Origin of the sequence: Pseudotamlana agarivorans (assembly GCF_001642835.1) — a bacterium.
Taxonomy (GTDB): Bacteria; Bacteroidota; Bacteroidia; order Flavobacteriales; family Flavobacteriaceae; genus Pseudotamlana; species Pseudotamlana agarivorans.
The window spans coordinates 174,035-186,686 of record NZ_LXEI01000003.1; the positions used below are offsets into that span (position 1 = coordinate 174,035).

A 12,652-nucleotide genomic window follows, 5' to 3' on the forward strand; every position below is an offset into this window, starting at 1 on the left:
TCAGTTTAAGTCTATATCAATAAATGCCTTGGGGTGATGTTTTTTTGTTAATTGTTATTATTAAAAATGTGACCTAAAACAGGACCAAAGTTTTATTAAAAATGATTATCAGATTTTAAAACACATCAATTTTAACCAAACAATAAGTAACCATCAACCATAAGTATTTACTAATCATGAAAAACGTTACCCTCACCAAGTCTATTCTTTTTATATTTTTTGTTTTAGTGGCGCATATAGGTTTACAAGCTCAAGCAGTGCATGATATTACTGTAAGTGGTACATATACCGTTCCTTCATCTGGAGTAACGTCTATAAAAGTTGAAGTTTGGGGTGCAGGAGGCGCTGGGGCTAATACGAATAATAATAATAATAGAAGGGGGCCAGGTGGTGGTGGTGCTTATGCAAGTAAAACGATAGCTGTAAGCCCTAATGAAACCTTTGATGTTGTTGTGGGAGCAGGAGGCAACGGGTTAAGTACTGCCTCTTGAACAGCAAGAAACGGTGGCGACTCTTCTTTCAATGTCATACCGTCAGGTGGTCATCATGTTTTGGCAAAAGGGGGGATAGGAGCTGTAGAAGGTAATGATCCAGCTACTACTTTAATGGGAGGTTTAGGGGGGGCAGCACTACATTCCATAGGTTTCGTTAAAACTAGTGGTGGTGCTGGTGGAAATGGAGTGAATAATGGTGCTACCCATTCTGCTGGTGGCGGTGGTGCTGGTGGTCCAAATGGCGCAGGTGGTCATGGGGAGAGTGCTGCAAATAGTGCTACCGCTGGTGGTCTAGCTAATAATGGTGTTTCTGGTTCGTCTAGTGGTAATGGTGGTCATGGAGTAACCGCTACTAACCTAGGTACATATGGTGTTAATTACGGTGGTGGTGGTGCTGGCGGTGGTGGTGCTAGTCAAAATGGAGGAAATGGTGCACCTGGGTTTGTAAGGATCACTGAGATGGCCTCGCCTGCCCCAGAAATACGTTTAACAGGTTTAGGTCTTGAAATCAATAACAATAATACACCTGCTACAGCTGATAATACTGATTTTGAAATCGCGGATGTAGGATCAGATGTAACAAGAACTTTTACTATCTATAATGTAGGGTCAGCCGATTTACATCTTACTTTTTCAAATGGATCAGGTGATCCCGAATTAGGTTTAGCAAGTATTCCGGGAGCTACAATTACTACGGGATCAAACGAAAGTTTAACAGTACGATTTTCGCCATCAAGTGATGCCGTTTTTAATAATTCAATAATCATAAATACTAATGATCCAAATTTACCCGTATTTCAACTAAATGTTACAGGAGAAGGAAGGTATGTTTTTTTCGATAGTGATGGCGATGGTGTTTACGATAATGTCGATGAAGACGATGATAATGATGGGATTTTAGATGCTGATGAACAAGGGGCTTGTGCCTCTGGCGGACATATATTAGCAGGAGCTACTTCTGCAAGTTATAAACTATTAAACGAAACCTTTGGAACGGGTACAGATAGATCGTCTAGTTTAAGCAATTTGTATAACGCTTCAACGACTTATAGAAATGAAGATGGTACTGGGACTAATGGAACTAATCCAGATTTTTCTGATGGGGAATATACCGTGTATCATCAAATAAGTACTTCAAATACTGATCCTGGTCCATCGCCTGGTTGGAATACAAGGGGAGATGTTGCTAGTTATTCCTGGTACGCTTGGGGGTTAATTGAAGATCATACTCCAAACGACACTGATGGGAAAATGGCTATTTTTAATGCCGATGCCTTTCCGGGAGTTTTTTATGAAGCTGAAATTGTGGGGGTTATTCCAAATGTGCCTATAGATTTTGGGTTTTGGGTAATTAACCTAGATAATAGAGATGATGTTATTCTAAGTCATGGAGGGTCTGTAGGTCCTAACGGCTATAGATTATTGCCAGAAGTTAGAGTGGAGTTTCTTGCACTTGATGGTACTGTTTTCGATACTTTTGAGCCAGGTGAAATTACACGATGTAACGATGGTTTGTTTCCAGGTGATACTGGGTATAACCTATGTGATGAATCGGTATGGATAGAGTTTACCCATAATATTACTACTAGTGAAAGTTCATTTATTGTTCGCCTATCAAATATTGGGCCTGGTGGCTCTGGTAACGACCTCGCTATTGACGATATTACCGTAAATCAGGCTTTGTGCGATCGTGATGGTGATGGGGTGGCCGATTTATACGACCTAGATAGCGATAACGACGGCATTCCCGATGCTGTTGAAGCAGGTTTAGGACAATACACAAGTGGAAATGGTATTTTGAATGGCCCGGTAAACACTTCTAACGGTTTAATGACACATGCCGGAGTAACCCCAGTTGATTCCGATGGCGATGGCATTCCTGATTACCTAGACTTAGACTCCGATAACGATGGGGTTTTTGATGTCGATGAGTACGGTGGTGGTAATACTATCGTAACTACTTTCCAACATGGTGATGGCGATATTTCAGGAAATGGTGTTGGCGATGGCCCAGAAACTGAAAACTTTAGAGAGCGTGACCTCGATGGTGATGGTATTGCCGATGCTGTGGGCTTTGGTGATGGGATTTTGGATATTTTCGATTTTCATCAAGGTATGTATGGAACGGCTGGGCAAGAGCCTGCTACTACCGTGCCAAATTATCAGGATCCTATGTCTGATGGTACGACCTTGGATTATACGAAATTAGATGTTTTAGACCCTAGTCTTTTTGATGCATCAGGAGTGCTTAAAGATAACACTGATGCCGACGGCGATGGAATTATGGACTCCCGTGATGGCGACAATACCCTTTTTGGTTCGCCACGCGATTATGACGATAGTTATAGCCTCTATTTTGATGGACGAAATGATTATGTGGAGGAGCCGGAGTTTTTAAATGGTACTAGTGAAGGGACCATGATGTGCTGGGTTAAAATAGATCCTTCCGCTTCAGGAGCTGAATTTATAATAGGAGAAGAAGGACTCAATTTTATTTATGCAGGTAATAATATTGATTTATTTGTGAATTCAAATCTTGTAAAAAAAGAGCCGATAGTTAAAGGGGTTTGGGTGCATTTGGCTTGTACTTACTCAAGTAGTCCAGATGAAGTAAAGTTTTATGTTAATGGAGAGGAAGTCGGAACAGGTACAACCGGAGGAGTTATTTCAAATCAACCAGCAGCAGATACCTTTAACATGGGAGTTGGTCCAGGTGGTAGTTCAACTAGTTATTTTAAAGGTGAAATAGATGAAGTGCGTGTATTCAGTCGAGCCCTTACCGAAACCGAAGTAAAACGTATGGTGTATCAAGAGTTAGATGAAGATCCGAGTTACAATTTTAATCGCGGAAAAATAATTCCTAGAGATATTTCTACAGCTAGTGTTGGCGCTGATTTGATTCGCTACTACAAAATGGACCACTATGAGGATGATAAATTAATTGATATTTCGGGGAAAAATACAACAGGAGCTACGATTTATAATGCTAAAGATATCTTGTTTCAAACGGCTCCTTTACCATATGTAACAACGCAAACAGGAAATTGGGTTGCACCCAATGTATGGGAACATGGTGGTGTTTGGGATATTACTACAAAAAAAGACGACCCTAATGATGCAGCTATTATATTGGTAAAAGATGCGATTATAACTAGAGAGATTCAAGGAGCACTTGGTATTATAGTGGAGTCCGGTGGAAAAATTACTGTAGAAGATGATAAAGCCTTGTACAACACCTGGTATACAAAACTAGATGGTACATTAGATATTGAGGGGGAATCGCAATTTATACAAACCGAAGGTACCGAGTTAGATCCTACCAGTACAGGTTTTTTAGAAATTGACCAACAAGGCACAAAAGATTTATATACCTATAACTATTGGGGATCGCCCGTAGGATTACAAGGACCGGGAACGAATAATACTAGCTTCACATTAGCCAATGTGCTGTATGATGGAACTAATGCGGGGATAAGTAGCAAACCAAAAGTTGCCTTCACTAGTTCTGGTTATAATGGGAGTCCATCACCTCTTACTCTAGCCGATTATTGGGTGTATAAGTTTGTTAACGGCACAGCCGATGAGTATTATGCTTGGAAACAGGTGCGGAGTACAGGTACCATAGATGTAGGTGAAGGCTTTTCCTTAAAAGGTTCTGACAATACAGCAACTTCTTTTAACGAAACACAAAATTATTCGTTCCGCGGGATGCCTAATAATGGGGATATTACTTTAAAAATAGATCCTGGGAACGAATATTTGATAGGAAACCCGTATCCTTCGGCTATTGATGCTGATGAGTTTCTTCGAAATCATATTGGAACTTCTGATAATGGCGATAATACAAGTGGAAATATTATAAACGGCGCCCTGTACTTTTGGCAGCATTTCGCCAATAAAACGCATGTGTTACGGGAGTATGAAGGTGGGTATGCTGTTTATTGCCTAACGGGTGGAACATTGGCGGTTTCTAGAGACCCTTTAATAAATAATTCTGGCCAATTTGGTACCATTATACCTAAAAAAATTATCCCCCCAGGACAAGGCTTTTTTGTTTCGGCAACCGACGATCCATATGTTAACAGTTTGACATATAACCCAGGTTTAGTAAACCCTATTGTTGGAGGCGATATCGTCTTCAAAAATAGTCAGCGTGTTTTTGAGACTGAATCGGGAGGGAATTCGGTGTTTATTAAGGAGGGATCCTCTAAGAAATCGGCACAGACTACATCAGCAAAAATAGACACCAGAGAAAAAATTAAACTACGTTTTAAATCCTCAACAGGTGTTAACCGTCAGTTGCTCGTTGGTGTCGATAGTTTGGCGTCAAGCGGATTTAATATCGGTTACGATGCGCCTTTAATTGAAGATTTCAGCGAAGACATGTACTGGTATTTCGTAAATAGCAAGTTTGTTATTCAAGGTATTGATAGCTTTGATGAATCGGTGGTGTTACCTTTAGGGGTGAAAGTGGCACAACAAGGATTGGTAAGCATGAGTATTGATAGTCTGCAAAATATTGATGCCGCTAAAAACATTTACCTATACGATAAATTTAAAGATGTATATCATGATTTACGAGTTTCAGATTATGAGGTGAACCTTAGCGCAGGCGAATATTTAGACCGCTTTGCACTAACCTTCTCGAAGCAAGCCGTTTTGGCTACTCAAGAAGAGTTAGAAGCAAACTTTGGTATAACCTATGCCAATAATGAAAAGGCCTTAATCATTAAAAACCCTAAAAACATGGCGGTGACGTCAGTGGCTGTGTATTCTAGCTTAGGACAATTAATACACAGTTTTAATGATGAAGATGATGCTGCTCGTATTGTAAAATCTTTAAACAATTTAAGTCAGGGTGCCTATCTTGTAAAAGTGAGTACAGAGCAAGGTGTGGTAGCCAAAATGATTGTGGTGAACTAGAAAGCGTTTAATTTAAGCTGCAAAGTTTCAAAGTTACAGAGTTAAAAAGACCCTTCAGGTTTCAAAAACCTGAAGGGTCTCGTGTATTTAAACCTGTGTGTATCTCTCAGCGAAATAGCAGCATTTGTAGTTGGTGTTTTGGAGCTTCAAAATCACAAGGTTTCAAAGACATTAACAGATTCTTTAGTCGTGCCTCCTTCTGAATAATAATCACAGCAAACTATTGGACTTTGAGTCTCTCCGTGAGTCTCTGTGAATCTCTGAGTAATAATGATATCTGCAATTCAGTTTCAGAGTTAAAAAGTGACCAAGTTTCAAAGACATTAATAGACTCTTCAGTCGTACCTCCCTTCTGAATGAAAAGAAGCTCTGGTACTCTGAAGCTTATAAACTTTACAGCTAAGCTACCTAAAAGAACCTCTAAAAATGATAAAAAGCATCCTCTAAATGCTCAATTTGAAAGGTCTTGCCCGTGATTACCAGAGCTATAATATCAAAACGTACTTCAACATCTAAGTTGTTTTTGGTGACATAATGATTAATCGCATACACCAACCGTTGAATTTGTTTGGGTTTTACAAAATCTTGAGGATTACCAAATGCTGTAGTTGATCGTGTTTTGACTTCAATCACGGCTAGCGTATCATTAATTTGCGCAATAATATCGACTTCCGATTTTCCAAATCTATAATTGCGCTCTAAAATGGTATATCCTTTTTTTAGAAGATGATCCATAGCGGCCTGTTCGCCTTTTTCTCCAAGTTTGTTATGTCCTGCCATGAAGTAAATGTAGGAATTTTTTTCTTTTTAAGATTTCAGAGTTTCAAAGCCATTAATAGATTCTTCAGTCGTTCCTCCTTCTGAACGATAAATACCCTGAATAATTGGCCTTTGTGTTTCTCTGTGAGTCTCTGTGAGTCTCTGTGAATCTCTGAGTAATAATGTATTTGTAATAAAGTTTCAAAGTGCCAAAGTATCAAAGCCATTAATAGATTCTTCAGTCGTTACCTCCTTCTGAATGACCAATGCTGTGAATTATTGGTCTTTGTGTCGCTCTGTGGGCCTCTGTGAATCTCTGAGTAATAATAGTATTTGTGCTAGGAAGCTACTTTGAAACTCTGAAACTCTGAGACTCTGAGACTTTTTTAACTTTTTCCCTTTAAAATCATTTTTAGTCTCATCTAAAAATATTTTTAATACATTTCAAAATTGCGTATATTTGCCTGTATTTTAATGTTATGGTGACACGATCAGAAGAAAATTATTTAAAAGCCATTTACCACTTGGGTAAGCAAGGCACAGTGGCAGTAAGTACTAATGCTATTGCTGAAAAAATTGAATCTAAAGCCTCTTCGGTTACAGATATGATTAAAAAATTAGCTGAGAAAAACTTAGCTAATTATATAAAATATCAAGGAGTAACTTTAACCGAATCTGGACGCCTAGCTGCGGCTTTAGTTATTAGAAAACATCGGTTGTGGGAAGTGTTTTTAGTAGAAAAATTAAACTTCACTTGGGATGAGGTTCATGATGTTGCCGAGCAATTAGAACATATCAAATCGCCAAAATTAGTAAACGAGTTGGATGCCTTACTTGGTTTTCCAACCCACGATCCGCACGGCGATCCCATTCCAGATAAAGACGGTCATTACACGCCCCTTAAATCAGTCAACATTTTAGAAGTTGAGCCTGGGAATGAAGGCGTTTTAGCCCGTGTTATCGATTCTTCGGATGTGTTTTTAAAATATTTGAATAAAAATAATTTAGCATTAGGCGATACTATTAAGGTTTTAGATTTTGAGCCTTTTGATCATTCTTTAACCATAGAAACAGCAACTAAAAAAATGATTATTTCTAATGCTGTGGCTAAAAATTTATTTATAAGTCAGGAATTATGAACAACTACAACCCCTTAGTGGCGCTCGCCATTTTCTTTCTTATTGTGGGTTTGTTATATGTGATTTTCAGACCGGTAAAAGGGTGGTTTTGGTTGCTGAAGAAGAGCATTAAAAGCAATGAAAAAGTTATTATTGAAGATATTCTTAAGCAGCTTTATCATTTTGAAGATTCCGATAATAAAGTAGACATGAAAACTTTGGTTCAGGTACTTGACTTTAACCATGGACGTATTGTGGAAGCGATTAATAAAATGACCATAAACGATTTAATTTATTTCGATTCCGATATATTAAAGCTAACCGAAAATGGTCGTGATTATGCCTTAAGGATCGTTCGTGTTCACCGTCTATGGGAACGCTATTTGGCCGATAAAACGGGGTTTCATAAAACCGAATGGCACGATCGAGCCGAAATGATGGAACATAAATTGTCTCACGATGACGCCGATTTGTTATCTGCAAAATTAGGAAATCCGAAGTTTGATCCGCATGGCGATCCCATTCCAACAAAGTCTGGAAAAGTTGCCGAGGTAACCGGGGTGGAATTACCACTTTTACCTGTTGGCGCCGTTGGAAGAATAACACATATTGAAGATGAACCTGATGTGATTTATAAGCAAATTTTAGCCGAAAATATTCACATGGGCTCGCTCATTAAAGTGATTGAAAATAATAGCACGCGTATCGTTTTTCGTTCTGAAGGTGAAACCGTTAAATTGGCGCCTATTGTTGCTGCTAATTTAACGGTTGCAAGAATTGAGAAAGAGGTTGCTATAGAGGATAATGTGGCTCGTTTATCGAGTTTAGAAGCCAATGAGACTGCAAAAATTATTGGAATTTCAAGAGAAAGTCGTGGCGAAAGTCGTCGAAGGTTATTGGACTTAGGTTTTGTAAAAGGAGCCACCGTATCCATCGATTTGGTGAATCCTTTGGGGCAACCAAATGCTTATTTAATTAAAGGGACTTCGATCGCCTTACGGAATGATCAGGCATCAAAAATCCTGATTAAAAAAGACTAATTATGGAAACAAAAGTAAATTCAGCTTGCGAAACCTGCGAACATTTTAATAAAGAAGGTTTAAAGAAATTAGGGATTCAAACTGATAATTTCGATTTTGTAGTGGCTCTTGCTGGGAATCCAAATACTGGTAAAAGTACGGTGTTTAATGCCTTAACAGGATTGCGTCAGCATACCGGAAATTGGCCGGGAAAAACTGTGATGCGCGCTGAAGGCGGCTTTGAATACAATACCAATAAGTATAAACTAGTCGATTTGCCAGGAACCTATTCTTTACTATCTACTTCTGAAGATGAGGCCGCAGCGCGTGATTTTATTCTTTTTGGAAAGCCAGATGTGACGATTATTGTAGTTGATGCCAACCGTTTGGAACGCAATTTAAACCTCGTGTTGCAAATTTTAGAAATTACCGATAAAGCAGTACTCTGTTTAAATCTTATGGATGAAGCCAAGAGAAATAAAGTAGAAATTGACGTGAGAACTTTGTCTAAAGATTTAGGGATTCCCGTAGTACCTGCCAGTGCGCGATTCAACAAGGGTATCCCGGAGCTTATTCAAACCGTAAGTGAAATTGCAAGCGGACAAATAGTTTGTAAACCCCATCGGATCAAAAATGTGCCTTCCAATATTGAAAAAGCCGTTCGCACTTTAACTGCAGAAATAGAAAAGGAGTTTCCAAACATTCCCAACAGCCGTTGGATTGCTTTTAGACTGTTAGAAGGGGATAAAGAAATTATAAAAGCGTTAAAATCGGGAGAATTTGTTTAAGGCTGAAGATTATGAAAAAGAATAACATTGACCATATTATAGAATTATCCAATGAACTGCGTTGGCAAATAGGCGACGAATTTCATGATAACCTTACGGAAGGTATTTATGCCGATGCGGCCGATATTGTTAAAGACACCGTTAAAACTAGCGATTCTGAAAAGCGATTTCGTTTAGATGCTAAAATTGATAAAATTGTAACCAGTAAATACTTCGGTTTCCCAATTATGTTTTTAATTCTGGGTACCGTGCTTTGGCTTACGATTGTTGGTGCTAATTACCCATCATCCTTATTAGCTAATTTATTTTTAGATACTATTCACCCTTGGTTGCGATCTGGTGCTGAAAGTATAAATATGCCTTGGTGGCTTTCAGGTTTTTTAATTGATGGCGTGTATCTAGCTGTTGGATGGGTTATAGCCGTAATGTTACCTCCTATGGCTATCTTTTTTCCCATGTTTACGCTTTTAGAGGATTTTGGTTATCTCCCACGCGTGGCTTTTAATTTGGATGCCTTGTTTAATAAATCTGGAGCTCATGGTAAGCAGGCTTTAACCATGAGTATGGGTTTTGGTTGTAATGCTGCAGGTGTGGTGGCTACGCGTATAATCGATAGCCCTAGAGAGCGTTTAATTGCCATCATCACAAATAACTTTTCGTTATGTAATGGGCGTTGGCCTACGCAAATATTAATCGCTACCATATTTATTGGTGCTGTAGTTCCAGAGTCTTTTTCTAGCATAGCATCGTTGTTAGCTGTTATAGGTATTGCAGTTTTAGGGATGGCCTTTATGTTTGGTGTGTCTTGGGCGCTTTCTAAAACGGTTTTAAAAGGTGAAGTTTCTACCTTTAATTTGGAATTACCTCCTTATAGACCACCTCGTTTTTGGAAAACCATTTACACTTCGTTAATCGATAGAACTTTAATCGTTTTATGGCGTGCTATCGTGTTTGCAGCACCAGCAGGTGCGGTTATTTGGTTAATCTCGAACCTTCATATTGGGGATGAAAGTATAGCTGCTTGGCTTATTAATGGTATGGATGGCTTCGGATTTCTAATCGGTTTAAATGGCGTAATCCTGCTTGCTTATATCGTTGCTATTCCGGCAAACGAAATTGTTATTCCAACTATTTTGATGCTTACCGTTATGGTGACTGGCATTGGAGGAGGTGCTGGAGCTGGCGTTATGTTTGAACTCGATTCTATTAATGCTACAGGCGATATTTTGAAAGCTGGCGGTTGGACACTATTAACGGCCATTAACCTCATGCTTTTTAGTTTATTGCATAATCCTTGTAGTACGACGATATATACCATTTATAAAGAAACAAACAGCGTAAAATGGACAACTGTAGCTTCTATTATGCCCGTTATTTTAGGGTTTATCGTATGTTTTTTAGTGGCGCAAATTTGGAGATTGTTTTAGGGGGTTGCTGTTAGCCTTATGCTTTAGGCTGTAAGCAATCAGCTTGTGCTTAAAAATTCAATAGATTTATATAAATACAAGGTCAGAATGAACTTCTAGCCTTTATATGACTACGTGAAAATAGCCACTTAAGGAGATCATAGGGGTGTTTTTGCAGTTTTTCAAGATAATCTTTGAAGCTATGTTTCAATATTACTACAGTTAAAAATTAAAAGGACACAAATTTCTCGAATCGACACGAATGTGTTTGTACTATTCATTCGAAGCGTGTGTAGCTTGTCGCTTTTTGCATACAGCCTAAAGCTCAATGCTTATAGTTTCCAAGACTAATCATCATCAAATATTCTCAATAAACGTTTTTAAACTTTCAGCATCCAATCCTATACTTTTTTGGAGTTCGGTAACTTTTCCGTGTTCGATGAAAGTATCTGGAATACCAAAGATTTCAATGCGATTGGTGTACTTATGTTCAGCCATAAATTCTAGAATCGCCGATCCGAAACCTCCGCGTACACTATTGTCTTCAACGGTAATTATGGTGTGATGTGTTTTACAAATATGGTGTAATAAGGTTTCATCTAAGGGCTTTACAAAACGCATGTCGTAATGCGACACATTTAAATTTGTAATGGCTTCCGAAACATTTTTAGCCATGGTTCCAATGCTTAAAATAGCTATGTTTTCGCCTTCTTGAAGCATAACTGCTTCGGCGATATTAATTTTAGTAAAACCTTGTTTCCAATCGATAATGACGCCGCGACCTCTAGGGTAACGAATGGCTATGGGCTGATCCAATCCTAATTGAGCGGTGTACATGATGTTGCGCAATTCCACTTCGTTTCTAGGAGCAAAAATAATAAGGTTTGGTATACAGCGTAAATAGCTTAAATCGTAAACGCCGTGGTGCGTGGCGCCATCTTCGCCAACCAGACCAGCGCGGTCTAAACAAAAAATAACCGGTAGATTTTGCAAAGCCACATCGTGAATAATTTGATCGTAAGCCCGTTGTAAAAATGTGGAGTAAATATTGCAAAACGGAATTAAACCTTGAGTAGCCATACCTGCGGCTAGGGTCACAGCATGCTGCTCGGCAATACCCACATCGAAGGCACGATCGGGCAAGGTGTCCATCATAAATTTTAGGGAACTTCCCGTTGGCATGGCTGGCGTAATGCCAACTATATTTTTATTTTCTTTGGCTAATTCAACAATGGTATGTCCAAAAACATCTTGGTATTTAGGGGGTTGAATGGTCGTCGCTTGTACAGGGATATCGCCAGTTTGGGCATTAAATTTCCCTGGAGCATGGTATTTTACTTGGTCTTTTTCAGCTTGCTTTAAACCCTTGCCTTTCGTAGTTATAATGTGCAAAAACTTTGGACCTTGAACGGTTTTTAAACGTTGTAATTCCGATATGACTGCATCTAGGTCATGACCGTCAACCGGACCCGAATAATCAAAATTTAAGGCTTCAAAAATGTTGTCTTGTTTTTGGGTGCCCTTTTTTACGTTGGTGAGGTACATTTTTAAAGCTCCAACGCTAGGGTCGATACCAATGGCATTATCATTTAAAATCACTAATAAATTGGCCTTGGTAACGCCGGCATGGTTTAAGCCTTCAAAAGCCATACCGCCCGCAATACTAGCATCGCCAATTACGGCAATGTGTTGTTTTTCTAAATCTCCTTTAAGTCGCGATGCAATGGCCATACCCAATGCTGCCGAAATGGATGTGGAGGCATGCCCAACTCCAAAAGTATCAAAGATGCTTTCGTCGCGTTTTGGGAATCCGCTTAAACCTCCTAGTTGTCTGTTGGTGTCAAAGATGTCTTTTCTGCCTGTTAAAATTTTATGTCCGTAGGCCTGATGTCCTACATCCCAAACCAATTGGTCATCTGGGGTATTAAATACATAATGTAAGGCGATAGTGAGTTCTACAACACCTAAACTCGCCCCTAAATGCCCTTCTTTAGTAGCAACGATGTTAATAATGAATTCCCGTAATTCTTTGGCAAGCTCGGGCAGATCACACTGTTTTAACAGGCGTAAATCTTTAGGGTTATGAATGGTATTTAGGAGATTCTTGTTCATAGTTGTGTATTGCAAAAGTAACATTAAAATATA

Annotated in this window: 6 protein-coding genes and 1 pseudogene; 5 read left to right on the plus strand and 2 right to left on the minus strand. The window is 39.0% G+C overall.

The genetic code is table 11. The features are described 5' to 3' along the window. The first annotated feature begins 176 nt into the window (after window positions 1–176). Window positions 177–491 carry a glycine-rich domain-containing protein gene (locus tag A6I66_RS06575; RefSeq protein WP_067146880.1) on the plus strand — a complete coding sequence of 105 codons (315 nt, stop codon included), beginning with the start codon at window positions 177–179 and terminating at the stop codon, window positions 489–491. 60 nt (window positions 492–551) lie between these two features. Next, window positions 552–5,417, plus strand: a complete 4,866-nt coding sequence (locus A6I66_RS06580; protein WP_067146882.1) for a LamG-like jellyroll fold domain-containing protein — start codon at window positions 552–554, stop codon at window positions 5,415–5,417. 420 nt (window positions 5,418–5,837) lie between these two features. Here A6I66_RS06580 and A6I66_RS06585 read toward each other — a convergent pair whose 3' ends face one another. Further along, a complete protein-coding gene (locus tag A6I66_RS06585; RefSeq protein ID WP_067146884.1) occupies window positions 5,838–6,197 on the minus strand; it encodes a YraN family protein in 360 nt (119 codons plus the stop codon). A 458-nt stretch (window positions 6,198–6,655) separates the two neighbouring features. On the opposite strand from A6I66_RS06585, the gene A6I66_RS06590 reads away from it, so the two are divergent. From A6I66_RS06590 to feoB, 3 genes and pseudogenes are all read left to right on the plus strand, one after another. Continuing rightward, complete coding sequence (locus A6I66_RS06590) at window positions 6,656–7,315, plus strand: metal-dependent transcriptional regulator (protein ID WP_067146886.1); 660 nt, start codon at window positions 6,656–6,658, stop codon at window positions 7,313–7,315. Then, a complete protein-coding gene (locus A6I66_RS06595; protein ID WP_084399532.1) occupies window positions 7,312–8,334 on the plus strand; it encodes a metal-dependent transcriptional regulator in 1,023 nt (340 codons plus the stop codon). The genes A6I66_RS06590 and A6I66_RS06595 overlap by 4 nt, the downstream gene beginning before the upstream one ends. Before the next feature lie 2 nt (window positions 8,335–8,336). Further along, window positions 8,337–10,528 (plus strand): annotated as a pseudogene (feoB, locus tag A6I66_RS16830) (ferrous iron transport protein B). A 336-nt stretch (window positions 10,529–10,864) separates the two neighbouring features. On the opposite strand, the gene dxs reads toward feoB, so the two are convergent. Then, window positions 10,865–12,619: a 1-deoxy-D-xylulose-5-phosphate synthase gene (dxs, locus tag A6I66_RS06610; protein WP_067146892.1), complete on the minus strand. Its 1,755-nt coding sequence runs from the start codon at window positions 12,617–12,619 to the stop codon at window positions 10,865–10,867. Window positions 12,620–12,652 lie beyond the last annotated feature (33 nt).

Coding starts and splice junctions, on each gene's coding strand:
- A6I66_RS06575 (WP_067146880.1), top strand. CDS start 177: ATGAAAAACGTTACCCTCACCAAGTCTATTCTTTTTATATTTTTTGTT.
- A6I66_RS06585 (WP_067146884.1), bottom strand. CDS start 6,197: ATGGCAGGACATAACAAACTTGGAGAAAAAGGCGAACAGGCCGCTATG.
- A6I66_RS06590 (WP_067146886.1), top strand. CDS start 6,656: ATGGTGACACGATCAGAAGAAAATTATTTAAAAGCCATTTACCACTTG.
- A6I66_RS06595 (WP_084399532.1), top strand. CDS start 7,312: ATGAACAACTACAACCCCTTAGTGGCGCTCGCCATTTTCTTTCTTATT.
- dxs (WP_067146892.1), bottom strand. CDS start 12,619: ATGAACAAGAATCTCCTAAATACCATTCATAACCCTAAAGATTTACGC.